19 protein-coding genes are annotated in these 25,270 nt (G+C 36.2%); 7 read left to right on the plus strand and 12 right to left on the minus strand.

From position 1 onward, the window contains the following. Positions 1-97 precede the first annotated feature (97 nt). Positions 98-2,437, plus strand: coding sequence for a phenylalanine--tRNA ligase subunit beta (gene pheT, locus OOK89_RS03880; protein WP_264718760.1), 2,340 nt, complete (start codon positions 98-100; stop codon positions 2,435-2,437). Here pheT and OOK89_RS03885 read toward each other — a convergent pair. Both OOK89_RS03885 and ileS read right to left on the minus strand, forming a co-directional pair. After that, the gene (locus tag OOK89_RS03885) at positions 2,428-4,917 is read right to left on the minus strand and encodes a hypothetical protein (RefSeq protein WP_264718761.1); all 2,490 of its coding nucleotides are present in this window, start codon (positions 4,915-4,917) and stop codon (positions 2,428-2,430) included. The genes pheT and OOK89_RS03885 overlap by 10 nt on opposite strands. A gap of 68 nt (positions 4,918-4,985) precedes the next feature. Further along, positions 4,986-8,327, minus strand: coding sequence for an isoleucine--tRNA ligase (ileS, locus tag OOK89_RS03890; RefSeq protein WP_264718762.1), 3,342 nt, complete (start codon positions 8,325-8,327; stop codon positions 4,986-4,988). A gap of 176 nt (positions 8,328-8,503) precedes the next feature. On the opposite strand from ileS, the gene OOK89_RS03895 reads away from it, so the two are divergent. Then, on the plus strand, positions 8,504-9,970 hold the full coding sequence (locus tag OOK89_RS03895) for a peptide MFS transporter (RefSeq protein WP_264718763.1): 1,467 nt from the start codon (positions 8,504-8,506) through the stop codon (positions 9,968-9,970). Between the two features lie 140 nt (positions 9,971-10,110). Here OOK89_RS03895 and miaB read toward each other — a convergent pair whose 3' ends face one another. From miaB to hemJ, 3 genes are all read right to left on the minus strand, one after another. Beyond that, a complete protein-coding gene (miaB, locus tag OOK89_RS03900; RefSeq protein ID WP_264718765.1) occupies positions 10,111-11,430 on the minus strand; it encodes a tRNA (N6-isopentenyl adenosine(37)-C2)-methylthiotransferase MiaB in 1,320 nt (439 codons plus the stop codon). 282 nt (positions 11,431-11,712) lie between these two features. Beyond that, positions 11,713-11,988, minus strand: coding sequence for a hypothetical protein (locus OOK89_RS03905; protein WP_147435380.1), 276 nt, complete (start codon positions 11,986-11,988; stop codon positions 11,713-11,715). Positions 11,989-12,041: 53 nt separating this feature from the next. Beyond that, the gene (hemJ, locus tag OOK89_RS03910) at positions 12,042-12,470 is read right to left on the minus strand and encodes a protoporphyrinogen oxidase HemJ (protein WP_010082641.1); all 429 of its coding nucleotides are present in this window, start codon (positions 12,468-12,470) and stop codon (positions 12,042-12,044) included. A gap of 55 nt (positions 12,471-12,525) precedes the next feature. Here hemJ and pdhA point away from each other — a divergent pair, with 55 nt between their 5' ends. Both pdhA and OOK89_RS03920 read left to right on the plus strand, forming a co-directional pair. After that, positions 12,526-13,506, plus strand: coding sequence for a pyruvate dehydrogenase (acetyl-transferring) E1 component subunit alpha (pdhA, locus tag OOK89_RS03915; RefSeq protein WP_006279887.1), 981 nt, complete (start codon positions 12,526-12,528; stop codon positions 13,504-13,506). A gap of 408 nt (positions 13,507-13,914) precedes the next feature. Beyond that, complete coding sequence (locus OOK89_RS03920) at positions 13,915-14,838, plus strand: RluA family pseudouridine synthase (protein ID WP_006279888.1); 924 nt, start codon at positions 13,915-13,917, stop codon at positions 14,836-14,838. 7 nt (positions 14,839-14,845) lie between these two features. On the opposite strand, the gene OOK89_RS03925 is transcribed toward OOK89_RS03920, so the two are convergent. Together OOK89_RS03925 and aspS are read right to left on the minus strand one after the other, a co-directional pair. After that, entirely contained in the window at positions 14,846-16,108 is a 1,263-nt protein-coding gene (locus OOK89_RS03925; RefSeq protein ID WP_006280528.1) for an MFS transporter, read from the minus strand. A gap of 61 nt (positions 16,109-16,169) precedes the next feature. Next, entirely contained in the window at positions 16,170-17,972 is a 1,803-nt protein-coding gene (gene aspS, locus OOK89_RS03930; RefSeq protein ID WP_015589044.1) for an aspartate--tRNA ligase, read from the minus strand. A 196-nt stretch (positions 17,973-18,168) separates the two neighbouring features. Here aspS and OOK89_RS03935 point away from each other — a divergent pair, with 196 nt between their 5' ends. Next, positions 18,169-18,600: a hypothetical protein gene (locus OOK89_RS03935; RefSeq protein ID WP_174515653.1), complete on the plus strand. Its 432-nt coding sequence runs from the start codon at positions 18,169-18,171 to the stop codon at positions 18,598-18,600. A 3-nt stretch (positions 18,601-18,603) separates the two neighbouring features. Next, the gene (gene ccmA / locus OOK89_RS03940) at positions 18,604-19,227 is read left to right on the plus strand and encodes a heme ABC exporter ATP-binding protein CcmA (protein ID WP_264718769.1); all 624 of its coding nucleotides are present in this window, start codon (positions 18,604-18,606) and stop codon (positions 19,225-19,227) included. A gap of 749 nt (positions 19,228-19,976) precedes the next feature. On the opposite strand, the gene OOK89_RS03945 is transcribed toward ccmA, so the two are convergent. Beyond that, on the minus strand, positions 19,977-20,144 hold the full coding sequence (locus OOK89_RS03945; RefSeq protein ID WP_155975180.1) for a hypothetical protein: 168 nt from the start codon (positions 20,142-20,144) through the stop codon (positions 19,977-19,979). Between the two features lie 203 nt (positions 20,145-20,347). On the opposite strand from OOK89_RS03945, the gene OOK89_RS03950 reads away from it, so the two are divergent. Continuing rightward, positions 20,348-21,643, plus strand: coding sequence for a Na+/H+ antiporter NhaC family protein (locus OOK89_RS03950; RefSeq protein ID WP_006280467.1), 1,296 nt, complete (start codon positions 20,348-20,350; stop codon positions 21,641-21,643). 992 nt (positions 21,644-22,635) lie between these two features. On the opposite strand, the gene OOK89_RS03955 is transcribed toward OOK89_RS03950, so the two are convergent. From OOK89_RS03955 to OOK89_RS03970, 4 genes are all read right to left on the minus strand, one after another. Beyond that, entirely contained in the window at positions 22,636-22,938 is a 303-nt protein-coding gene (locus tag OOK89_RS03955; protein WP_264718770.1) for a type II toxin-antitoxin system RelE family toxin, read from the minus strand. Beyond that, a complete protein-coding gene (locus OOK89_RS03960; protein WP_264718771.1) occupies positions 22,916-23,140 on the minus strand; it encodes a hypothetical protein in 225 nt (74 codons plus the stop codon). The genes OOK89_RS03955 and OOK89_RS03960 overlap by 23 nt, the downstream gene beginning before the upstream one ends. Before the next feature lie 94 nt (positions 23,141-23,234). After that, positions 23,235-24,941, minus strand: coding sequence for an arginine--tRNA ligase (gene argS, locus OOK89_RS03965; protein ID WP_077188093.1), 1,707 nt, complete (start codon positions 24,939-24,941; stop codon positions 23,235-23,237). Between the two features lie 95 nt (positions 24,942-25,036). Beyond that, complete coding sequence (locus tag OOK89_RS03970; protein ID WP_077188094.1) at positions 25,037-25,255, minus strand: hypothetical protein; 219 nt, start codon at positions 25,253-25,255, stop codon at positions 25,037-25,039. Positions 25,256-25,270 lie beyond the last annotated feature (15 nt).

The raw sequence follows: 25,270 nt of genomic DNA on the forward strand, positions 1-25,270 counted from the left end.
TACATCATAAACAATGATGTAGAAGTATTCCACTACAACAAGCTTTAAAAGCACTACATTTTATATTACAATAACTTTTTTGTTTCTTGTTAGATCGATGAAATTCACGTTATCTTGGTTACTGGAGTATTTAGAAACCAATGCTAGTTTAGAAGAAATTACCGATAAATTAACTCACATAGGGTTAGAAGTAGAAGATGTGATCGACAATACAAAATTAGCTGGTTTTATTGTTGCAGAAGTATTAGAGGTGATACAGCATCCAAATGCTGATAAATTAAAATTATGTAAAGTAGATGACGGAAGTAAAATTCTACAAATAGTTTGCGGAGCAAACAATGTTAGAGAAGGTATGAAAACTGTGCTTGCATCTCTTGGTAGCACATTGCCAGAAAGTGATTTCACAATCAAGCCTACAAAAATACGAGGAGTGCTAAGTGAAGGGATGCTCTGCTCTGCTTCTGAACTTGCGTTGGTTCAAGAGGAAAGTGAAGGAATAATCGAGCTTTCCGATGATTATAAAGTAGGGGATAAATTTTTCAATTGTGACCCTGTAATTGATATAAATGTTACCCCAAACCGTGGAGATTGCTTAGGCATTTATGGAATAGCTCGCGACCTTGCTGCAACTGGAATTGGGACATTAAAGACTTTAAGCATTCCACAACTTACCAGCTTCATAAATTCACCAATCGATGTTGAAGTTACTGACGGGGAAAGTTTTATTAGTGGAATATACATCGCCAATGTAAAAAATCAAGAAAGCCCAAAATGGTTAAAAGATAGGCTGGAATCGATAGGAATGCGCTCCATTTCTGCAATAGTTGATATCACGAACTATATTATGATATCTTTCAGCCGCCCAATGCACGCGTATGATGCAAAAAAAATAGAAGGAGAGCTCACAGTACGCAAAGCAAACGACGGAGAAAAATTTGCTGGTTTGAACGGTAAAGAATACTTATTAAACAAAGACATAAGCGTTATTGCAGGTGATAAAAATATTCATGGAATTGCTGGAATTATAGGTGGTAAGTGCAGTGAATGTACTCTTGAAACTACTGATATCTTTTTAGAGTCTGCTTGGTTCGATCCCATCTCTATTACTAAATCTTCAAGGCAGCTCGGCATCTCCACAGACGCTAGTTACAGATTTGCACGTTCAGTTGATCCTGAATTTACTTTTGATGGACTCAACCTTGCAGCTAAAATGATTCTGGACTTATGTGGTGGAGAAACCTCAAGCGTAGTGTCTGCTGGCAGTTTAGATAGTGCTGACACCAAGGTGAGCTTTGATTATCAGGATGTGAACAAGTTTGGAAGTGTGTCTGTATCGCCTGATGAGGTGCTTGATATCTTAACGAAACTAGGGTTTAGTATTGATAAAAAAACCGAAGGCAATTGGAATGTACAAGTACCAAGCTGGAGACCGGACGTGACAATACCGGCTGACCTAATCGAAGAAGTAACAAGGATATACGGCTATGACAAAATAAAAGAAGAACCACTACCAAATAATGTTGAAGAAGTAGATAGTACATACGACAATTTGCGTATTTTGATGACAAACAGAGGGTTTCATGAAGTGCTAACCTGGTCGTTTATGAGTGAATCAACAGCTGAAAAATTTGGTTACTCGAATAAGTTATTTATCATCGATAATCCGTTTAACAATAGCTTTAATATAATGAGACCAAGTATTATGCCAAATTTATTGCAAGTTACTGCTGATAATATTGCCCATGGAATATCTGATCTTGCAATCTTCGAAATCGGGCCGATTTACGATGGTGAAGCTCAGTCTAAGTATGTTTTAAGTGGAATTAGGTCAGGAAATAATTTACCGCGAAACCATTATAATACTGATAGGAAAGTAGATGTTTTTGACGCAAAGGCTGATTGCATAGCAGCTTTGGAGTTTTTTAACGTTAATTGTGATAATTTAACGATAGAGAAAGCAGAAAAAGAACATTACCACCCAGGAAAGTCAGGCACTCTCTCTTTTAAGAATAAAGTAGCAGGTTATTTTGGAGAGTTGCATCCTAATATATTAGATCTTTTTGATATCAAGCAAAAAGTTGTAGGTTTTGAGGTAATACTAGAAAATATTGAAAATTTACCTGTAAGTAGAAAGAAATTTATCGATTATAAATACCAAAGTGTAAAACGTGATTTTGCATTTATAGTAAATAAGGATGTGGAAGTAGGTAACATAATCAATGTGATAAAAAAAAGCTCAGAGCTCATCACAGAAGTTTTGATATTCGATGTATACCATGGAAATAATATAGAACCGAATAAGATGTCTATAGCGTTGTCAGTTACTTTTTGCTCTCCAATCCACACTTTAACTGAAAAAGAGATCCAAAAAGAATCAAGTGCTATAGTTAATTTAGTATGTGAAAATACCGGAGGAACTTTGAGAACTTATCGTTGAGTCACAATCATAGTTTCCTGCCGTTGCTGTGTCACACTTACTTCATCCAATTTATTTCCAATATTGAATTCAATATCCTTGAAAAATCTATCCCACATTCCATGCAAATGCTCTTCTATTTTAGGCCACACATCATTTTTAAATGTTACCCCATCATCAGAAAATAAATTACCTAAAAAGGCTCCAATACCTTCATAATTTGACTGAAAACATTGAAGAAATGTCTCTCCTTCTTTATAAGTATTATGTGCCACATTTAACGCTTTTCTCTCTGTAGTCTCTTTATAAGCATTTGATGCTCCAATCTTTATTGCACCAAACATAACTTTACTCCAGTTCTTAACTTTCTGTATACAACCTTCACTATTTCCTGGTATATTATTTATTATATTTTTTGTCAAATTGTCTATCAAAGGAGACAATAAATTTTGACTAAAATGTTTGATATTATCTTTTGTTTTAATTACAGGATATTTGATGCGTTTTTCTGCTAAACAGTACTCCAGTTCTGCTCTTTCTAATAACTTCTTGATTTCTTTTTCATCAAAAGTTTCAAGCTTGAATACCTTCAGTAAATCATCTTCTATTACTGCAAATTTTATTTTTTCACGAGACGTTAGTTCTTCTTTATAATCATTTTTTGTTTCTTCATTTATCAATAATTCTTTTTTGCCTAATTCTAACTGTTTTAATGCTTTCAGAATTTCTTCATTCCTTTTTAAGAGCACTTCTATTGATCTTGTACCCGGATGCCCTTTTTCCCTGTTATTTTGTTCAGCTTGTAAACGCTTATTTTGATCTTTGAGTGTTTGTTCTAATGTAGATTTTTCTAAATGTCCTTCATCTTGCACGCGAAAAGCTTCAATTATTTCTGCTAGACCTGATTCACCATATTTTCTTAATTTCTTGCATAAACGTAAAACACCCTTTTTTTGTTCTCGAAGTAACCTTTGCACTTTATATTTTTTTATTTCTAAATACATCTTTTCTATAAAGTCATTTATTTTAGCTGAAGCTTCCTTATCCGATGGAACCTTTACTTTTTTTTCTAAATCTTCAAGCTGCTTCCTTAGGCTTTGCTTCTCCTTATCCGGTATATCTGATTGACTTAACTTACCTTGAACTTTTTTCATTACTGATTTTATCAGCCTGCGCTCAATCTCTTGATCATCATATTCGAATTTAAAAAGGTCTTCTAACCCCCTTTTTAAGGTGTCATTTGTTAAGCTACTGTTTTCATGTATTTCTTTTAATTTCTTATATATATTGTTACACCTTGTTTGACCTATTCCTCTTAAACTCTCTAATTCCTGTCTCACTAAAGAATTTTTTATCTCATCTTCCAGCGAAAAATCTTCTCCCCGTCTATCTCGCTGAAACTTAATTGCTTGTATAAAGGCAACTTGATAAGCACTTTGTATTAAGTGACTTGTCAAATTAGGACCTATACTATCTACCACTTTCGACTTGAATTCGTTCAATAATTCCTTCAATTTATCATATGTAATCTCTTTCTTTTCTAGCTTTATCAGTTCTTCCATAGTCTTCGCAAATTCCTGAATAGAAGTTGCAAGCACATCCTTGATTTCATTGCGTAAGGGCTTAAGACCATTTTTTAAATTGATGTTAGTTGACAATTTCAGTACGATGCTATGCTCTGAATTCCGCGTCACATCAAACCACTTGTTATTTTCATTTTCATACAAATCTCTAAGCAATCGTTTAAATTGCGGTGGAAATTCTATTTCCATATCCCACGCAATATTTGGTCCAGTAACTTCCTTTTCATGAAAAGACACCTCAATATTTTGATGCTTATTAGAATACCGCCCCATACTTATTTTAAGAGCAGTAACTAAAGAGTGAGATAAATCTCTATTTAAAAGATAAAAAGTAGCCAAAGCAATTGTTGCAGGAACAACTAAGGCTACAAGTACAGCCATATTAACAAAAATTGCTATTGCAGCAAGAACACCATATGCCAATCTTTTTGGCACGCCAGTTTCACTCTTTTTTGTCTTATCTTCCCCTACACTGTCTTGTGTCTTGCTGTTTGCTTGAAATCTACTGCATACGACTAATCCCAGTGCAGTAAAAGCAATATAAGGAAGCATTAAAACTGACAGAGCTAAATTTAATATTTTCTTTTCTGGGCAAGTTCTATTTATTTCCTTAAATATTTCGCTTGATATATTATACCAGGAAGTAAAAAAATCAGAGTTATAATCTTTATAATGAAATATACTGAGTGGAACGTTAAAATTAGCTAACGGCTCTTGTTCTTCCACAGCATCAAAAAATTCTTCTTCCTCTTCTGAAGTAGCAAGACCTAAATTATTCCCTTCTTCTACATTAGAAACAGCTTCCATAGCATCAAAAAACTCTTCTTCCTCCTCCAAAGTAACAACAGATTCTGCTTTACCTAAACCACCACTACTGTTAACAACTTCTTCATAATCATCTGCAACAGCTTTATTCATATTATAACCTTATCCAATTACCTTAAGTATAGCATAAATACTGACAATCTTGCAACTTTATTAAAAATTTAACGCTCAATACTAACACTTAAATCCTGATATTCCTTAGAATAGAAGTTAGTTCCAATTTCTGTATTAATGTCCAAAGATAAGGCAAGGGTCTGCTCTTTTATATATTCAAACCACGTATTTATTGCTTCCTTAATTTTCTCTTCTTCTGTTTTGATTATTACTCTGATTCTATCTGATATATGAAAATCAGCTTGTTTTCTGGTTTCTTGAATGAGCCTCACGACATCTCTCGCTAACCCTTCTAGAATTAATTCATCATTTAGTTCAGTATTTAGAATGACAACTCCTTTGTTGTTATCAAACACAGCAGAATATCCACTATTTGCTTTTAACAATAGTTCATATTCGCCTTTTTCTATGATGTAATTTTCTGACTCATTACCTAAAAAAACTTGCTCATTTTCAACTTGCTTCCATTTTCCCTCTTTGACATATTGAACTAGTTTCTTAATTTTATCTGGTATTCTCTTTCCAAGCAGGGGAAAACTTAGCTTTAACTCTAGTGATGCAATATCTTCAAGTCTGTTTACTAACTCCAGTTTTTTTACATTTACCTCATCTTTTATCATCTCTTGATATTCATTCATGCTTGGTGTCATTCCAGCACTTTTTTCTTTCTGGATCCCAGTGTCAGCTACTCGGATGACAGGAGAGAACTCTGGGATGACGGGAGAGAGCTCTGGGATGACAGAAAACGGCTCACCTTCAAGAAAACTACAGGAAGACTGATGATAAATGATCATACTGCCAAGTGGCTGTCTGATACGTATGTTAAAAGTGTTTCTAATAGAGAGTGCAGAGTTGCATATCTCTCTCACCAAATCCATCTTGGCAATGAGCTGACTATCAAACTTCTCTAATTGTGGAAAATTAGCCAAATGAACAGATGTTTCTTCATACTTAAGCCCTTGCCATATATTCTCTGTTATAAGTGGCAACAAAGGAGCTGCAGCTCTTAGTATGTAATAAAAAACCGTATATAGAACATTATAAGCATCAGTTTTATCCTGATCCAAATCACTTTTCCAAAAACGCTCGCGACTGCGACGAATATACCAATTATTTAGCACTTCAAAAAAGTTCATTAAAATTTTGCAAGCCTCTTGGGAGTTATAGTTGTTCATAGAAGCTTGGATACCTTCTACAGCTTCAAAACACTTGGAAATCATGTAACGATCAATAGTGCTTTGATAATCCTTACAAACTTCAGCTTTAATCCCATCTGCATTTGCATACATGGTAAAAAAGTGATAGCTATTCCAAATAGGTTTTATTACGTTTTTCAGAACATCTCGTATTGAGTTTCCTTCTTTATCGAGTAGCAAATTACCACCACAAACAATAGATCCAGAAAGCATAAGAAAACGCAGCGCATCAGAACCGTATCTATCAAAAACCTCCATTGGATCTGCATAGTTATTCAAACGTTTGGACAATTTTTGCCCTTTTACATCCAAAACAACACCGTGGCATATGCAGTTCTTAAATGGTTCCCTATCAAACAAAGCAGTAGACAATACAAAGAGCGTATAAAACCACCCCCTGGTTTGTGCTATGTACTCGGTAATAAAATCCGCAGATTCAAACCACTCCTTATTTTCAAACGGATAGTGGATTTGCGCAAATGGCATCGAGCCAGATTCAAACCAGCAGTCAAACACGTCAGGTACACGGCGCATAACTGATTTTCCATCAGGATTTGGTCTTGTTAAAGTATCGATAAATGGTCTGTGCAAGTCGTCTATTTTAACATTAAAATCTCTCTCCAGTTCTTCTATTGAACCATATACATCTACTCTTGGATATCTCGCATCGTCTGATTTCCATACAGGGATTGGCGTACCCCAGAATCGATTGCGTGAAATTGACCAGTCGTGTGCCCCTTCAAGCCATTTTCCAAATTGACCATCTCTAATGTGGTTTGGTATCCAATTAACTCTCTTATTTAGCTCTACCATTCTGCTTTTGAATTTTGTAACAGCAACATACCAAGAAGGCATAGTGCGATAGATCAAAGGAGTGTCAGTTCTCCAGCAGTGTGGATAATTGTGAATATATTGCTCAGTTTTAAACCAATTCCCTTGCTCTTTTAATTTTTTTATTACTGTATCATTGGTATCAAAAACATGAACCCCTGCCAAATCTGAAACTTCAGCAGTAAATTTTCCACTGTTATCAATTGGACAAATAACTGGAATATCATGGCTTTGGCAAAGGTAAAAATCTTCCTCACCAAATCCAGGAGCAGTATGCACAACGCCAGTACCGTCTTCTCCTGTAACATAATCAGCAATAAAAACGCGAAATGCATTTTTTGTGTCTTTAAAATAGTCAAACAGTGGTTTGTAAGAAAGACCTGCAAGATCATTCGCTTTAAGTTTTATATTGCAGTTTTCATATGGAATATTGTTTTGTTCAGAGTGGCTGATAAATTTCTCTAGGTAACTTTCAGCAAAGATATATATTTCATTAGGTTGATTTGATGTCACTTCAGCATGCAAACATTTATTACCTTCCTGGATTCCAGCTTCACGCGCTGCCAAAGAGTGGACTGACACTGCACAATACTTAATATCTTTTCCTATTGCTAAAGCCAAGTTGCTCGGCAACGTCCAGGGAGTTGTAGTCCAAGCAAGTAATTTACATTTTTGTTTAACACTTTTAAATTGCTGTGGGTTTTCTAAAAGCTCAAATGCAACAGTTACAGCTTTGCTAACTTTTTCTCTATACGCGTTATCAAGCCTTGTTTCGAAATTAGATAATGGAGTTTCGCATGCCCAGCTATATGGTACAACGCGCACTGATTCATACACCAGACCCTTATCATAAAGCTGCTTGAATGCCCACATGACCGACTCCATGAATGATTTATCCATAGTCTTATAGTCATTGTGAAAATCTACCCATCTTGCTTGTCTATTGACATATTTTTCCCACTCTGATGAAAATTTCATCACAGAAGTACGGCAATGATCGTTAAATTTATCTATACCAAACTTCTCTATCTCAGTTCTACCAGATATTCCAAGTTCTTTTTCTGCACCCATCTCAGCCGGCAATCCATGGCAATCCCAGCCAAATCTACGTTCAACCCTTTTTTGAAGCATAGTTTGATATCTTGCAAATGCGTCTTTGATGAAACCAGTGAGTAAATGTCCATAATGCGGAAGTCCATTTGCAAACGGAGGCCCATCGTAAAAGACAAAACAATTATCCTTGGAACGTTCTTCAACTGACTGCTCAAAAACTTTATTTTCCTGCCAAAATTTTATGATTTCCTTTTCTAACGACGAAAAATCAGGATTACTTACTGTATCAGGATAATGCTTTGACTTCATGTTCGCTATGTAAAACTAAAGAATATAGGGCTTTCTGAAAAATTACAAATTCAAAAATATTTCCGTAGCCCACACCCCAACAAATTACTTTGCCAAGCTTCTAATACTTTTTTTTTAATTTTACTTGCAGTTTTTATTGTTTTACTTAATGTTAACTCAAGCTTTAGAGGTATTTTATGGATCAGAAGGCAAGTAAGTTTCCACAATTTTTAAAAATGTTGTGCTTTGTTGAAATGTGGGAACGTTTCTCTTACTATGGAATGAGGACACTTTTGGTCCTATTTTTGACTTCTCACTTAGGTTTCACTGATAAGAGGGCCTTTACTGTTTACTCATTATTTGCTGCAACAGGTTATGCTATGCCAATACTTGGAGGTTTTTTAGCTGATAAGTTGATGGGATTCCGCAACATGGTATTGCTTGGAGGGATAGTGATAATAGCAGGTCATGCTTGCATGTCATTAGTTGAGTTTGAACCAGGTTTATTATATTTAAGTTTATCTCTAATAGCTGTAGGTACTGGTATGTTTAAAGGAAATGCAACTAACCTACTTGGTTCATGTTATGGTAAAGGCGATCCTGAACGTGGCAGGGGCTTTACTTTATTTTACGTAAGTGTGAATATTGGATCAATGTTGGCTTCCATTTCATGTGGTTATGTAGCCCACTTGTTTGGCTGGCACTATGGCTTTGGTTTAGCTGGTATTGGGATGTTCATAGGGCTCATCATTTTTCTCAAATTTCAGAGTCTTTTAGGAGATAGCGGCCTTTCTCCTTATCCAGAGCTTATGAATAAGCGCATATTCGGAATTAAAATTTTTGGTATAGTATTGATAGGAAGTCTTCTGTTATCATCAATAATTGCTAAAATGCTTATACATAGTGAATTTTTTACTAATGTGCTTATATTTGTTGGGATAACAGCTCTAGGCATATTTATTTATATAATATCTAAATCATCAGCAGAACAAAGACGAAAATTAGTGGCATTATCTATTCTTGTGATATTTTTCTTGTGTTTTTTTGCTTTAGAAATGCAGCTTGGCTCCTTGATTAACTTATTTACCGAAAGAAACGTTATTAACAATGTATTAGGTATAACAATTCCAGCTTCAGTTTTTCAAGCTATAAATCCTTTGTCAATTATAATATTTGGCTTTCTTTTTGGAACATACATGAAGTTTAAGAAAGAATATGCAACTTCCATATTTACCCTTGGCCTTCTGACAATGGCTATGTGTTTTTTCACACTGTACATAGGATGCCTAAACTCTAACAGCGAAGGTAAAGTAGAATACTTATATTTAATAATTGCTATCTCCTTTATGGGACTGGGAGAATTATGTATTGCTCCATTAGTCCACGAACAAACAACTACACTAGCCCCTAAATACCTTAGAGGAGTAGTGATGGGTATAGTAATGCTGTCATTAGCGTTTTCTAACCTAGCCGGAGTTGCAATATCAAAATTTATGTCAGTTCCTTCAGTAAATGGTAAAATAAATTATTTAGAATCTTTAGAAATATATAAAGAAGGTTTCTTAAAGTTGGGAATATTGAATCTAGTAATAAGTATTATATTTTTACTTTTCTTTAACTTAATACATAAAGTTATTACTAACTCATCTTACACAAAAAATTGATATAGGTAAGCTCAAATTTGTAGGTTTAAGGTACCCGTTCAGCAGAGGTAGCAATTAAACTTTGTAACTTTTGAAAAAGATTATGATTGCATTTTTTCAATACTCTTTGCTTAATGACTTATATTTAACGCTGCTTAAAATCAGTGAAAGGCACGCCCCAACAAACTATTTTGCCGAGCTTCCAACACTTTCACGTTTACTATTTTGTCCCTGTATTTACCTTCAGGATCATCAATGCACACTGATTGCATATATGGGCTTTTACCAATAATTTGGTTTTGGTGTTTGCCTTTTTTATCGCTAAATAGAACAGGAATAGTTTTGCCTACCATACTCTGGTTAAACTCAAGTTGTTGCTTACTAATTAATTTCTGTAAACGAAGAAGGCGCTCTGTTTTAACCTCTTCTGGTACTTGATCTTTTCTTTCCGCTCCCGGTGTGCCTGGTCTTGGGCTGTATTTAAAACTATAAGCCTGAGCGTATTTTACTTTTTCTACTAATTTCATAGTTTCTTCAAAATCTTTTTCGGTTTCTCCAGGAAAACCAACAATAAAATCAGAAGAAAATTCGATTTCAGGTTTCAATTTGCGAATTCTGTCTATTATTTCCAAATACTCCTCTGCAGTGTGTTTCCTGTTCATCACGCGCAATATTTTATTCGAACCTGACTGCACAGGCAGGTGAACAAACGGCATGAGTTTTGGTTCCTCCGCATGTACCAAGTAGAGAGATTCGTGCATATCTCTTGGATGAGAAGTTGTATAACGAATCCTCTCTAGCTTTTCAATTTTAGCAATATGACTAATTAATTTTCCTAAATCCCACACTTCCCCTTCGCACTCCCCATGGTAAGCATTGACGTTCTGACCAAGCAAATTGATCTCATTTGCCCCATTTGCAACTAATTTCAATGCTTCACGAAATATTTCATTCACTGGCCGTGAATACTCAGCTCCACGAGTATAGGGCACTACACAAAACGTACAAAATTTATCACAACCCTCTTGTATGGCAAGAAACGCAGAAGACCCCTGGCTATTGCCATAGCATTCATCTGGCAATTTATCAAACTTTGCAACTTCAGGAAAATCAGTGTTTATTACATGACCTTTACTTCTGCTTGCTTTGACTATCAGTTCCGGTAAGATAGCGATACTCTGCGGACCAACAACAATATCAACAAAAGGAGCCCTTCTGAAAACTTCTTCTCCCTCTGCTTGCGCTACACACCCAGCCACCACTATAGTCATTTCTTTTCGTAACGAATGAATCTTCCCAAGCTCTGAGTAAAGTTTTTCTGCTGCCTTCTCTCTAATGTGACAAGTATTCAGTATCACTAAATCGGCTTTCCCTGCATCACTAACAACGTTGAACCCCAAAGGTTTAATTACATTTTCCATTAAAACGGAGTCATAAACGTTCATCTGACAGCCGTAAGTTTTAATATATAGGCCTTTCATATTTGGTATGTCTTTTTCAAAATTTCTTCACCCTACACGTAAATGTCTAACAGACCAGCGCGTGACGCTAGTGAACTTGCTAGCACAATAGATTTTGACAAAATTATACGAAAAACTGGATCCCAGTGTCAAGCACTGGGATGACAAGTTCTCGGCAACCCCTACGTCATACCATCACGGTATCTCTAGATCCCGCTAACAAGTAGCGGGATGACGGTTGTCAGGGTGTCATGAAAGTAGCTAACACTGGCTTCCATCCAAGAGGGCAGTGCCCTCTTCTTGTCATCCCAGTGCTTGACACTGGGATCCAGGAAAAAGAATGGTGTCATGCAAGTAGCTAACACTGGGATCCAGGAAAAAGAATGGTGTCATCCGAGTAGCTTGACACTGGCATCCAGGAAACTTAATTGCAAGTAATGCATTGAGTTTGGTGAGTATGGGTTTTGCGTTATAGAATGAAGCACTTTTGGTGAATTTGTAAAGAAAGCTGGATCCCAGTGTCAAGCACTGGGATGACAAGAAAGGGAGCACTGGAATTTTTATTTCAGTATTGTACATTAGCCATGCATCTGAACAGATACGAGCTTTCTGCTTTTTTTGGGTAAGGTCAGTCAAAAAGGTTTTACAACAACCATAATAACTATAACTATTATCAATACTGTAACTGCTTCATTTAAAACGCGAAAATAAATATGTGACTTCTTATTCGAACCCATTGCAAAATTTTTCCTATATTTTGCAAGTAGCATATGAATAATTAACATCAAAAGTATTGCAAATGCTTTTACATGAAACCATCCTTCACGATATGCTTCCCTAATAACCATTAGTGTAATTCCAAGACCAAGTGAGAAAAGCATTGCAGGGTTTATGATATATCTAAGTAGCCTCTTTTCCATTGTTTGAAGCAAGCTATCATTTTCCGATCCCGGTTTTACAGTTGCATGGTAGACATAAAGCCTGGGTAAATAAAGCATACCTGCCATCCACATGATAACAGAGATAACGTGAAAAGCCTCAAGCCAGTGGTAATAGTTCATTAGCAAAAATTTAAAATTCCTGGTATTGTGTTAGTTTAATGAAAAAGAAATCGATATGAAAGCAGAAAATTTCACTAAAGAACAGATAATTGGATTCTACAGGAAAATGCTACTCATACGCAGATTTGAGGAAAAAGCAGGACAATTATATGGGATGGGATTAATAGGCGGGTTCTGTCACCTATCAATAGGACAAGAAGCAGTTGCAGTTGGAACTCAAGCTGCATCAAAATTAGGTGACGCTTTTATCACAAGTTATAGAGACCATGGCTTAATGCTCGCATGTGATTCTGATCCAAATGTTGTAATGGCAGAGCTTACCGGCAAAGAAACAGGATGCTCGAAAGGTAAAGGTGGTTCGATGCACGTATTTGACGTTGAAAAAAAATTCTTCGGCGGGCATGGAATAGTGGGAGCACAAGTTCCAATTGGCACAGGAATAGCATTTGCTAATAAATATAAGAAAAAAGATAATGTGGTATTTACATATTTTGGCGACGGTGCTGCAAATCAAGGACAAGTATATGAATCGTTTAATATGGCATCTTTGTGGGAGTTGCCTGTGGTTTACATCATAGAAAATAATGAATACGCAATGGGAACCTCCGTGCAAAGGTCAACTTTAGTAACAGAGTTATATAAAAGAGGAGAAAGTTTTGGTATTCCTGGAAAACAAGTTGATGGAATGGATTTTTTCTCTGTTTATGAGGCTACAAGCGAAGCAGCGGAACACACACGCAGCGGAAAAGGGCCTATCCTGCTTGAAATGAAGACATATCGATATCGCGGTCACTCAATGTCAGATCCTGCTACTTATCGCTTAAAAGAAGAAGTTGAAGATATGAAGCAAAATCATGACCCTATAAGCACTTTAAAGAAATACATGACAGATAATAAAATGGCTTCAGAAGAAGAGTGCAAAGTAATTGATAAGGAAATACGTGATTTAGTAAAAAAGTCGGAAGATTTTGCCAAAAATAGTAAAGAACCAAGCGTTGATGAGCTGTATACTGATGTTTATAAATTTGTTAGCTAATTTTTTTATCCAGAACTGTACAAACATTGTATAGTAAACGATGTCATCTAAATAGCTCCTTCTCCCGTCATCCAAGTGCCCTCCTTTTTTTGTCATCCCAGTGCTCTGACTACTTGGATCCAGCTGAGTTGGTGAGTATAAAAGTATAGCTAACGCAAGCTCTACGTCATGCCGCCGCGAACCGTCATACCGCGATTCATTCGCGGTATCTCTAGATCCCGCTAACAAGCAGCGGGATGACGGTTGTCAGGCTAGCTGTCATCTCAGTAGTCTCCTTCTCCTGTCATCCGAGTAGCTGACACTGGTTCCTTTATGACGGCAGTAGCCCCTTCGGTGTCATTCCAGTGCTTGACACTGGAATGACACCAATAATTGACATTTCACTAGATATTCATTATAAATAATGGAATGCTACAAAGTATAAAAACCATATTAATAGAAGACGATAACGTTAGGCTGGATAGGTACATCAGAAGAATCTTTCCTGATCTAAAGCAATCTGTAATTGAAAAATCTTTAAGGAAAGGATTAATCAAAGTTGATGATTGCAAAGCAAAGTCCAGTGATAGAGTAAATTCTGGGCAAACTATAACGCTGAAGCACTTGAATTATATTGAAAACGCTAATTCTGATCGCAAATATAATGAAAAGTTAGTGAATCTACTAAGAGAGAACATATTATATGAAGACGAATATATACTAGCTATAAACAAACCCGCAGGGGTCATCGTTCAAGGTGGCGTAAAAGTAAAGATTAGCATGAGTGATTTGCTTGACCAAATAAGAGAGGGAGAAACATTTAAAATTGTCCATAGGCTAGATAGAGATACGAGTGGAGTGATAATATTCGCACGCAACGCTAATGTTGCCAGATACCTTATGGAAGAATTTAAAGGACGAAGAGTAAAAAAAACTTATTTAGCATTAACTTCTGGCATACCGAGCAAGGATAGTGGAACAATAGACTATCCATTGGTGAAAAAATATGTTTCAGGTCAAGAAAAAGTGGTCGTTGATGAAAATTCACCTCAGAATGCCACTACGCATTTTTCAATTATAGCAAAATCCAAACACAATGTTGCTTATTTAAAATTACAACCAATTACCGGCAGAACCCATCAGTTACGTGCACATTTAGCTCATATAAATTGCCCTATTCTTGGTGACGGTAAATATGGTGGTAAAAAAGCTTTTATTGATGGGATAGCAAATAAAATTCACCTTCATTCGCATTCTTTATCTTTAAAACTGCCAAACAATAAAGAAATCACTATCACCGCTCCTATCACTAAACACATCGAAAAATCCATTGAAGCGCTATTTTTCGACTGAAACGATTTCACCAATCAACTTTTCTGTCTTTGGCTTTAATTTGAAGCACAGATATTAGGCTAATTAATGCGCAGGCAGTAAGATAAATGCCTGCTGCAAGTTTTGTTTCGGTTTTTTCTATAAGCCACATGCATATGTATGGAGAAAGGCCACCAAAAATTCCTGCAGATATATTATTTGCTAAGCTTACGCCAGTGCATCTTACTTTTGTTGGAAACAGTTCACAAATAACAGAACCATATATTCCAAAAGATGCACCTACTGGTATAGTAATCAATAAGTAAGTTATTATTACGACATAGTGGTTAACGGAAGATAATAATGGTAATACACATGTACCAATCAGAGATAGCATAATCAGTACAGGAATCATTACGCGTTTTCTTCCAACTTTATCAGATAAAATTGCAAAAAGTACCGCAGATGCTGCAAATACAACCTGTATTACTATCCTCATTAAATCTTTAACACTAATAGATAAAATAACTAGCTCTTTTATTGATATATTATAAAACATTATTGCTGCGTAGACAATTGCATTCTGAGCAATTCCCAGATTGATTGAAATAATAAGCGGTCTTTTATAGTTTCTTACTAGTTCTAACAATGGTGAATGTGCTAAATTATTAGCGTACTTATTAGTTTTATATGCTAAGCTTTCTTTTAATATGTACCTAGTTAAAAAACCTATTGTCCCCAAAAAAAAGCAAAAATAAAAAAGCAACTTCCATCCCCATATTTCATAGTTCTCACCTGTAACTCTTTTGCAGATAAATATCATTGTTATGCATAAGAGCGTTCCAAGGGCTCCGCTAAAGGGCTTCATACTTCCTAAGAAACCTAGATTTTTTTTATCTTTTGAATGCTCTATCGTAAATGCTGTATTAATGCTTGTTTCACCTCCTGCAGTTATTCCTTGCACTATTCTACAAAACACAAGCAATACAGGTGAAAGCAACCCTATTTCTTTATACCCAGGTATAATTCCCATAATTGTGGATGATATTGAAATTAATATTACTGAAGTAAGTAAAGTCTTTCTTCTGCCATACTTATCTCCCATATAACCAAAAATTACTGCACCAATTGGTCTAAACGCAAAACCAATTGCAAAAACACCAAGGAATTTGAGTGTACTCAAATAATGATCTTCTGATGGGAAAAAAACGTTGATGATTGTATCTGTTAATACTCCAAAAAGAGTGAGTTCATACCACACAATCATGTTACAGATCATGCCCGATAGTATTGCTTTTTGGATATTATTCATGGTCTTTCAATTTAACATAACCTAATATATCATTAACCGGTGCTCCTTGCTATAAAATTTTTCATTCAATAACCTTCAAGGATAATTCACGTAAATGCTTATCCTCCACCTTGGAAGGAGCACCCATTAGAACATCTTCACCTTGCTGGTTCATAGGAAAACAGATTACTTCACGAATATTTGGCTCATCAGCAAGCAGCATAACTATTCTATCAACTCCTGGTGCTATTCCACCATGAGGAGGAACACCAAATCTGAATGCACGTACAAGTGCACCGAATCTTGTATCAACTTCTCCCCGGCTATAACCTGCAATGGCAAAAGCTTTATACATGATATCCAGTTTGTTATTACGAATCGCCCCACTTGACAGTTCTATTCCATTGCAAACAAGATCATATTGGTAAGCAAGGATATCCAGTGGATTTTTGTCCTCTAAATCTTTCAGACCACCGTGTGGCATGGAGAATGGGTTATGAAAGAAATCGATTTTTTTACTTTTATCGTCATATACAAAATATGGAAAATCAATGATCCAACAAAACTTGAAGATATTATCATCTATAAGACTGAGTTCTGACCCTAAAAGAGTGCGTACTTTTCCTGCAATGTTTGCCGCCTCATTCTCTTTGTCAGAAGCAAAAAATACACTATCTCCTGGCTCTATGTTTGTTGCTTCTCTTATGTGGTTTAGCCTATTTTCATCAAGAAATTTAGCAATTGGGCCTTTCGCAGTTCCATCTTTATCAAACGTTATATATCCGAGACCCTTAGCACCGAATTCTTTTTGCGCATGTTCTATCTTTTTATCAAAGAAGCTGCGTGGTTCCTCTGCTGTTTTAGGTGCAGGGATGGCTCTCACTACCATACCACGCTCAATATTGCTTTTGAAAATATTGAACCCTGAATCACGGAAAATTTCTGTAACATCGCTGATTAATAGTGGATTACGCAAATCTGGCTTGTCAGAACCATACTTAAGCATTGCCTCTTTGTATGTAATGCGTGGAAAATCTTTATCGACAGACTTGCGAGAAAATTTGGCGAACACTTTATATAAAGCAGATTCAATAACGTCAAATATGTCCTCTTGAGTCACAAAAGACATTTCAAGGTCTAGCTGGTAAAATTCCCCAGGAGAGCGGTCAGCCCTTGCATCTTCATCACGAAAACACGGTGCAATTTGGAAATATTTATCAAACCCTGAGACCATGAGCAACTGTTTGAAAATCTGCGGAGCTTGTGGCAATGCATAGAACTTGCCAGGATTTAGCCTGCTTGGCACTAGGTAGTCGCGTGCTCCTTCAGGAGAGGAAGCAGTGAGTATTGGAGTTTGAATCTCTAAAAATCCTCGCTCTATCATGAGCTTGCGGAGCTCTGCAATAATTTGTGAGCGCAAAATAATATTGTTGCGGACTTTTTCACGTCTTAAGTCAAGAAATCGATATTTAAATCTCATGTTTTCTGGGTATTCTTGCTCGCCGGTAATGCTTGCCAATATACTTCTTTCTTCTTTTGCTATTTCTTCATCAAAGTGGAACTCAACTTCCGACTCAACGCGCAAATTGTTGACTATCACCTCGATTTCTCCGGTAGAAATAGAGCTGTTTACCGTATCTTCAGTTCTAGCTTCAACTATTCCTGTAACAGTAATTACACTCTCTAATTTTAAATTTGATATCTCATCAAAAAAGTCTTTGTCATTATTAAATACTAGCTGAGTGATTCCGTAGAAGTCTCTTAAATCAACAAAAATTAGGTTACCATGGTCGCGCTTACGATATAACCATCCAGAAAGGGTAACTTCCTTTTCTACGTCGTTCTTCCTCAGTTCATTGCACGTATGAGTTTTATAGCAGTTCATATTTGTTTTACTTCTAAATTCTTTAAGAAGTATAGAAATAAACCTTATTACATACAAGCCCGTTCGTCAGATATTTGCGCAATTTTCGAAATAGAGCAGTACTGCTTTTATATTGTCTTTACCCGCAAAAAAATTGCACAATTTCTATAATTATGGTATAATAGCAAGGGTATTTTTAATGAATTAGATACAGGAAATGCCACTTACACAGATCATATTATATAGCGTAACATTACTTGCTGTAGCTGCAGTATTTCTCTTTTTGAGAAAAATATACAAAAATCGCATTAGAAAAATCATATTTCCTAGAAAAGTTTTTAAAGAAGAGTGGGAAGAAGACAGAAAATTCAATGAATTATATCAAAAAAATAAGCAAAAAGAGTTGATGAAACAACAAGAAACGCTACGCGAGAAACAAAAAGATGTGCAAGTTTATAAAGAAGATCCAGAAATAGTTGACATAGCAAAACCGGTAGGTAAATGGACAAAGATGGTTATGATGGGTAATGGTTTAATGCAGCGTTTTGCACAATTGATACATAGAGAAGGCGGACAGAAAGGATTTTGGGAGCTGTTTGTAAAAGCTCAGGCTTCAACTCAAGGTAAACATAAGGGAAAGGGCAGATAATCCATGCTTGAATGTGAAAATTTATCCTGCACTCGTAATAATAAGGTACTATTTAAGAATCTCAGTTTTAAAGCTGAGCTAAAATCAAAGATTCTAATCACTGGTCCAAATGGTAGTGGTAAAACCAGCTTAATTAGAAGTTTATCTGGACTTTTACCGCCGGTATCAGGCAGTATAAAGCATTGTGGGAAAGACATATATGATGACCCAAAATCTTACATATCTTTTATGGTCTATATAGGGCATAAAAACGCCTGCAAGGACAGCTTAACTGTTGCTCAAAACATAGAATTCTGGGCAGGAATACGAAATACTAGAGAACTGATTGTGGCAGCTATTTGTTGTTTGCAGTTGCAACCTGTACTTAATATTAGATATGGCGAACTTTCTGCAGGCTGGAAAAGGAGAGTTGCGCTTGCTCGCCTCTTGATTTCTAATGCAAACGTTTGGCTGATAGATGAACCATTTTGTAATCTTGATAGTGCAACGTGTGAATTAGTGCTGAACTTAATCTCAATACGCTCTGAGCAAAATGGTATAGTAATTATTACAGGGCATAGCTCTACAGAGCAATTGTGTGATTTTACAACGATTGATATACGCGATTTCAATAGACTTCTTGTATAGTTTTTGGCAACAACCGCTAGAAATAAAAAACTTACTTGACAAACTCCGCCAGCCTCCTTATCATGAAACTGAAGCTATTTATTTATCTTCTCTGTACAGATTAAATGACAAAAAAACTCACGTATCTGGCGTCTCATGTTTAATTTTTTGCACTATGTGCACTCTATGTCTTTATCAAATTTCTAGGTTTTTACCTATACAAGCTGAAATACGCTTATAAAGCATTTAAAACATCAAAAAACGCCAACTTAAAAAATGGATAGTGAATAATTAGCTACCCTAGGGTTTCTTTTGCCTTTTTTTCTGTTTAGTAAATTTCTTAAACATTTATGACTAAAGGTTAGTTGCATTAAAAAGCAGCTAAATCGCGGTTATTAAGCGTTTAGAATAAAAAAACGCCATACTTGAAAGTATAATGTAAGTAATTAGCCAACCACGGGGCTTCTTTTGCCTTTTTTTTCATTTGGTAAATTTCTTAATGTTTATGGCTAAACGACAACCGTCATCCCGCTGCTTGTTAGCGGGATCTAGAGATACCGCGAATGAATCGCGGTATGACGGTTCGCGGTGGCATGACGATAAGCTCGTCATCCCGCTGCTTGTTAGCGGCTAAGGGATACCGCGAAGGGATACTGCGAATGAATCGCGGTATGACGGTTAATTATTCTGCGGCGGTATGACGTAGAGCTCGCGTTAGCTATACTTTTATACTCACCAACTCAGTATCCAATCTGGATCCAAGTAGTCAGCTACTTGGATGACAACCTGTTGAGGCTGCGCTTACACATTCCACTTTCTATGCTCACCAAACAAATTTGCTTACTCGCAGCAAAATTTTCTGGATCCAAGTAGTCAGCTACTCGGATGACATCTTTGTGTTTGAGGCAAAACCAGCTATAACATTTCTTCGCAAACAAATGTTCGTACAGTTGTGCGCGTGATGCTGGAATCTAGACAACAATTAGATCCTATTGTCAAGCAATAAGCTACATGTGCTATTTATTTAGTAGATTAAATATGAAGTTTAAAACTCTGCTATTGACTTCCTGTAGAACTAGTGAAAACCAAACTTGCTTAAAACCACTTAATTAGTTATAGTTATAAGTTTAGGTACAGTAAAATGACAGCTTTTGTCCCCTTGATTATTTTTTTAATCTTGTATCTTGGAAGTGGTGCTTATTTTTCTTTTATCGGAACTGATAATCCACTTCATCAGGTTTCACCAGTAATCTGCTTATTACCAGCACTATTTTTTGCTGTCTCACGTGGTACAAATAAAATTCAGCATAACATCGATACTGTTATCAAGGGCATGGGTGACAAAAACACCCTTACTATGTGTTTAATTTTTTTATTTTCTGGAGCATTTTCTGCGGTGACTCAATCAATCGGTAGCGCAGACACTGTTGCTAATTTAATTCTTAATTTCCTTCCAGCAAGATTACTGCTGCCTGGAGTATTTTTGGCTTCTGCTTTTATTTCAACTGCAATTGGCACATCTATGGGAGTTGTTGCGCTGATGGTACCTATAGCTGTTAATCTGGCAAAAAGTGGAGCTTTTGGTCTCGAAATAGGAACTGCAACTGTAGTAGGTGGTGCCGTGTTTGGCGATAACCTTTCGATGATATCTGATACCACCATTGCATCTGTTTCTTCACAGGAAGCTTCAGCAAAAGATAAACTTAAAATGAACTCTAAAGTTGCACTTATTGCCAGCATTATAACACTCATCTACCTAGCAGTTGCCTCAAATAGTACAAAAATTATTTCTATATCAAATTTAGATTATTATTCTATAATAAAAATTATTCCTTACATTTCTTTAATAATCATGGGGCTGCTTGAAGTCGCCACTTTAGTAACAATAACTATAAACATAATTATTGCTGGTGTGCTAGGAATAACTTTTTTTGACTATGCTATCATTCAATTTCCTCATGACGTGTATGACGGTTTCAAAAAAGTAAACGAAATAGTGATATTTGCTCTATTTATCGGTGGATTGAGCCATATAATGTACAAGCAAGGTCAAAAAGCGTTGCATAAACTCATCGATGAAAGCAATATCACAAAAACTAAAGCTGAATTTGTGATAGCAGGAATTGCGTCTATGTTTACTACCTTAGTTGCCAATAATACCATTGCTATTTTACTAAGTGGTGGCATTGCAAAAAGGCTTGCACAAAAACACAGTATTGCGCCACATCGCAGCGCATACTTATTAGATGTTTTTGCTTGTGCTACAAAAGGTATCTTACCTTATGGTTCCCAACTATTGCTAGCAGGTAGCATCGCCTCTGTATCACCTATTTCTTTATTAACACAGGTATATTATTGCTTTATTCTAGCGGCAGTTACAATAGGCGAAATAATCATCAACAGCAGAAAAGAGAAACATTGTGCGGCTGCAACTTAGAGTTTCTCTTTTTTTACCCATAAGGAACGGAATTACTTGACACCCTTCGCCAACCCCCTTATCATGAAACTGAAGCTATTTATTTATCTTCGCAATCTGTGCAGGTTAATGACAAAAAACTTAGGGTATTTGGCGTCTCATGTTTAATTTTTCGCACTACGTGCATCGCATGTCTTTAAAAATTTCTGGGTTTTTACCTATATAAGCCGAAACGCGCTTACAAAGCGTTTAAGACAGCAAAAAACGTCAAATTGACAAGGGAGAATTTGAATGCTAGCTACTACGGGGTTTCTTTGCCTTTTTTCCTGCTTAGTAAATTTCTTAAACACTTGCGGTGTAGGTTAGTTGCAAGTTAAAAGCAGCTAAATCGCTCTTAATCAAGCGTTTTAGAATAAAAAAAACGCCGATATTTTAGTACATAGTAAATAGCCAACCACCATGGGGCTTCTTTTGCCTTTTTTTTCATTTGGTAAATTTCTTAAACATTTATAGTTGCAATTTAAGAGCCCGTAAAGGGTGTCATTCCAGTGCCCCTGTGATGTATTCCAGTGCTTGACACTGGAATACAGTTTTCCATATAATCTCATCGAAAATGTTGTAACCACTTTCCATGCTAGTTTGCTTGTTCACAAGCAAACTTTTCTGGATCCCAGTGTCTGGGCACTGGGATGACAAGAGAAGGTACTAGCCTGACAACCGTCATCCCGCTGCTTGTTAGCGGGATCTATGCTAATGCCCTTTTATTCTTTCAATTATGTTATTTCCATTTAAATCTGTCTGTTCCGCAACTTCAGTGAATACAGTTGAATACTCCCTAAAACTGATTGTCATAACTTTACCCTACTTTGAATAATATTTTGATCATTACATATTGTAACAAAAAAAATCAACTCATTTCTTCCAAAGGCTCTATATTGAAGATAGAAAGTCCAGAAGCAATGACGTGTGCTAAGGCTTGGACAAGTTGCAGCGGTGAGATCTTTCTTATATTTTTAATTGTGTAATCTTCTGTGTTTGTAAATGTTTTTTCTATACCCCACTGCAGTAATAAGTACTCTGCGCTCTGAATGATTTATGCTGTAAATTATACAGTAGTTGCTAACCCTTATCCTATATTGCCCTCTAAAGCTATGACATAAAGGCTTTCCTAGATTAAAAGGATCAACTGTAAGGCGTTTCTTTATGGCCTCCTGAACCATTAATTTAATCTTTGCCGGAAGAGCTGGAATTTCTTTTTCAATAACATTTTTTAAGAATTTTATAGTGTAAGTTTTATTTCCAGATGTTTTCATCATCCTCTACTTCTTCTTCACCTTCAGAGAGGCGATCGTCAGCTATTTTGGATAGCTCTACATCTTCTTCGAACTCTTCTTCCACTAAATCTACTAAAACTTCAGAAATAGTTTTATTTTGAGTCTCTGCCATTTCTGTAAGATACTGAGCCAATTTACTGTCAAAACTTACATTAACATTGAGCTTTTTTTGACTGTGAGCCATATATTAACCAGAAAATACTACTATAAACTATAACATTTTTACTTAATTTTGTCAACTTCTCTATTCGTTGAAAAAACAATCTTGCATAAAAAAATCAACTCATCTCTTCCAAAGGCTCTATATTGAAGATAGAAAGTCCAGAAGCGATGACGTGCGCTAAGGCCTGCACGAGAAACATTCTTGCAGCGGTGAGGTTTAAGTTGTCTTCCAGTATGAAACGCATGTTTAAATCACTCTTGCCATACCCCCATAAAACGTGAAACGCTTCTGCAACTTCAAGTAAGTAGAAAGTAATTCTGTGTGGCTCACAAAGCCTTGCTGCAATTTCTACCACATCTGGCCACTTTGCTAAGGTTTTTATGAGGAAGAGCTCTCCACCTGTCCTTAAAAGTGAAGGATCTGCTGTTGGGAGCTCTTTTGGAGCATTACGCATTAACGAATGAGCACGAGCATGCGCATATTGCACGTAAAAAATAGGGTTGTCTTTTGACTGTTCTTTAACTTTAGCAAAATCAAAGTCCAAGACCATATCATTCTTGCGTGTTAGCATTATAAAACGAGTTATGTCCCTGCCAACTTCTTCCACTACATCTCTTGCTGTGAGGAAATTTCCTGATCTTTTGGACATCTTAACAGGTTTGCCGTTCTCGAAAAAATTCACAATATTATGCAGTTTTACCTCTATTTTTGCTTGATCATCACTTAGCGCAGAGACGACTGCTTTAAGTCTTTTGACATAACCGCCGTGGTCACTACCAAGCTCTACGATCATATTGTTAAAACCACGTGATATCTTATCAAAATGGTAAGCAATATCCGAGGCAAAATAAGTCCAACTGCCGTCCTCTTTCTTCAATGCGCGGTCAACGTCATCACCAAATTTTGTAGAGCGAAATAACATTTCTTTTCTGGAAGTCCAATTTTCACTTTCTTTGCCTTTTGGTTTCTCCAGGTACCCTTCATACACTAGACCCTTGTCAGACAATATCTTTATACTCTCTTCGATTTTGCCACTTTTTTGTAGCTCATACTCTGAAGTAAAAACATCATGATTTACTCCAAGCAAGTTCATGTCTTCCTTTATGAGTTCTAAGATAGAACTTAAAGTATAGTCTCTAATTATCTGATTATCTTGCTTTTTTAGAAGCTCCTTGCCATATTTTTTAGCCAGCTCCTCCCCTATCGGTTTTAAATATTCACCTGGGTATAAACCTTTTTCTATACTGATTTTTTCTCCCAGAGCTTCTTTGTACCGCAGATATACTGACTTTATTAGTGTATCTATCTGCGCTCCAGCATCGTTAATATAGTATTCCTTAGTAACTTTATAACCAACTTTTTTCAATAAATTTGCCAGAACGTCACCAAATACTGCCCCTCTTGCATGACCAATATGCAGTGGACCAGTTGGATTTGCAGATACAAATTCAACATTGATGGCCTGATTGTTCCCTATATCTAGGGTGCCAAACTCTGTTTTTAGCTCATTTATTTGTTTTAAAATCCCATGCCATACTTTTATTTTTAAGTGTATGTTGATGAAACCAGGGCCCGCTATTTCCACTTTTGCAACTTCATCAAAAAGTTCAAATTCTTTGGCTAAAACCTCTGCAATTTCAATGGGATTCTTCTTTTCATGCTTTGCGAGCACCATAGCAACGTTTGTGTAAATGTCTCCATGTGCTCTGTTACTTGGGGGTTCTACGATAAAGTTTGTTGTATCTGTATTTATAATACCCCTTTGCTTCAACTCGTTTAATTTACTCAAAATTAAGGAAGAAGCCCTTTTGAAAATGTTCATCAACTAGAAAAACTATGAAAACCTCCAACAATATAGCGAATAAGTGGGGCTAGTTGAAGGTTTATCTTAACTATTTTATCTTCCTGGATCAGAGTTTATATTAAGTCGTTGCCGTAACCATGGTAAGAGAAAGCCATACCTTCACTGTAACCATCATTACCAGCATCAGGTTCTTTAACATCATCAGTTACTACCTGATCTTCAGTTGTGATTTTATCCTTGATCGTCTCGTCTACACCCTCATCACTATAAGAAAATTTGTTAGTATATGAATAGCGATTATTGATTTTATCACTATAGTTATGTTTTAACATAGAGACCTCCTATAC

The sequence above is a fragment of the Wolbachia endosymbiont (group A) of Lasioglossum morio genome (assembly GCF_947250585.1).
GTDB lineage: Bacteria > Pseudomonadota > Alphaproteobacteria > Rickettsiales > Anaplasmataceae > Wolbachia > Wolbachia pipientis.

What these genes read in the sequence shown, in the direction of transcription:
- pheT (WP_264718760.1), top strand. Translation starts at nt 98, where the DNA reads ATGAAATTCACGTTATCTTGGTTACTGGAGTATTTAGAAACCAATGCT.
- OOK89_RS03885 (WP_264718761.1), bottom strand. Translation starts at nt 4,917, where the DNA reads ATGAATAAAGCTGTTGCAGATGATTATGAAGAAGTTGTTAACAGTAGT.
- ileS (WP_264718762.1), bottom strand. Translation starts at nt 8,327, where the DNA reads ATGAAGTCAAAGCATTATCCTGATACAGTAAGTAATCCTGATTTTTCG.
- OOK89_RS03895 (WP_264718763.1), top strand. Translation starts at nt 8,504, where the DNA reads ATGGATCAGAAGGCAAGTAAGTTTCCACAATTTTTAAAAATGTTGTGC.
- miaB (WP_264718765.1), bottom strand. Translation starts at nt 11,430, where the DNA reads ATGAAAGGCCTATATATTAAAACTTACGGCTGTCAGATGAACGTTTAT.
- OOK89_RS03905 (WP_147435380.1), bottom strand. Translation starts at nt 11,988, where the DNA reads ATGTACAATACTGAAATAAAAATTCCAGTGCTCCCTTTCTTGTCATCC.
- hemJ (WP_010082641.1), bottom strand. Translation starts at nt 12,470, where the DNA reads ATGAACTATTACCACTGGCTTGAGGCTTTTCACGTTATCTCTGTTATC.
- pdhA (WP_006279887.1), top strand. Translation starts at nt 12,526, where the DNA reads ATGAAAGCAGAAAATTTCACTAAAGAACAGATAATTGGATTCTACAGG.
- OOK89_RS03920 (WP_006279888.1), top strand. Translation starts at nt 13,915, where the DNA reads ATGCTACAAAGTATAAAAACCATATTAATAGAAGACGATAACGTTAGG.
- OOK89_RS03925 (WP_006280528.1), bottom strand. Translation starts at nt 16,108, where the DNA reads ATGAATAATATCCAAAAAGCAATACTATCGGGCATGATCTGTAACATG.
- aspS (WP_015589044.1), bottom strand. Translation starts at nt 17,972, where the DNA reads ATGAACTGCTATAAAACTCATACGTGCAATGAACTGAGGAAGAACGAC.
- OOK89_RS03935 (WP_174515653.1), top strand. Translation starts at nt 18,169, where the DNA reads ATGCCACTTACACAGATCATATTATATAGCGTAACATTACTTGCTGTA.
- ccmA (WP_264718769.1), top strand. Translation starts at nt 18,604, where the DNA reads ATGCTTGAATGTGAAAATTTATCCTGCACTCGTAATAATAAGGTACTA.
- OOK89_RS03950 (WP_006280467.1), top strand. Translation starts at nt 20,348, where the DNA reads ATGACAGCTTTTGTCCCCTTGATTATTTTTTTAATCTTGTATCTTGGA.
- OOK89_RS03955 (WP_264718770.1), bottom strand. Translation starts at nt 22,938, where the DNA reads ATGATGAAAACATCTGGAAATAAAACTTACACTATAAAATTCTTAAAA.
- OOK89_RS03960 (WP_264718771.1), bottom strand. Translation starts at nt 23,140, where the DNA reads ATGGCTCACAGTCAAAAAAAGCTCAATGTTAATGTAAGTTTTGACAGT.
- argS (WP_077188093.1), bottom strand. Translation starts at nt 24,941, where the DNA reads ATGAACATTTTCAAAAGGGCTTCTTCCTTAATTTTGAGTAAATTAAAC.
- OOK89_RS03970 (WP_077188094.1), bottom strand. Translation starts at nt 25,255, where the DNA reads ATGTTAAAACATAACTATAGTGATAAAATCAATAATCGCTATTCATAT.